Raw genomic sequence first — 657 nt, 5'->3', positions numbered from 1 at the left:
ACCAGGATGTTGGCTTAGAAGCAGCCACCATTGAAAGAGTGCGTAATAGCTCACTGGTCGAGTGACTCTGCGCCGAAAATGTAACGGGGCTAAACACACCACCGAAGCTATGGCTAGATGCTTTGCATCTGGGGTAGGGGAGCGTTGTGTAGGGGTTGAAGGTGTACCGTAAGGAGCGCTGGACACTACACAAGTGAGAATGCCGGTATGAGTAACGAAAAGATCAGTGAGAATCTGATCCGCCGAAAGCCCAAGGTTTCCTGAGGAAGGCTCGTCCGCTCAGGGTAAGTCGGGACCTAAGGCGAGGCCGACAGGCGTAGTCGAAGGACAACAGTTTGAAATTACTGTACCACCGTAATCCGCTATGAGCGATGGGGTGACGCAGGAGGGTAGTGACGCGGACTGATGGATGTCCGTCTAAGCAGTGAGGCTGATGTGTAGGCAAATCCGCACATCATGAAGGCTAGGCTGTGATGGGGAGCGAAAATTGTAGTAGCGAAGGTCATGATCTCACACTGCCAAGAAAAGCCTCTAGCCAGGAGAAGGTGCCCGTACCGCAAACCGACACAGGTAGGCGAGAAGAGAATTCTAAGGCGCGCGGAAGAACTCTCGTTAAGGAACTCGGCAAAATGACCTCGTAACTTCGGGAGAAGAGGT

At 52.8% G+C, this 657-nt stretch carries 1 rRNA gene; it reads left to right on the top strand.

Going from position 1 to position 657, the window contains the following annotated elements:
- Window positions 1–657: ribosomal RNA gene (locus tag HQN87_RS31965) — 23S ribosomal RNA — on the top strand; the annotation flags it as partial.

Source organism: Paenibacillus tritici (assembly GCF_013204885.1).
Classification (GTDB): domain Bacteria; phylum Bacillota; class Bacilli; order Paenibacillales; family Paenibacillaceae; genus Paenibacillus_AQ; species Paenibacillus_AQ tritici.
Note: the sequence above shows the minus strand (reverse complement) of the source record. Positions and strands in the feature narration are given on the sequence as shown.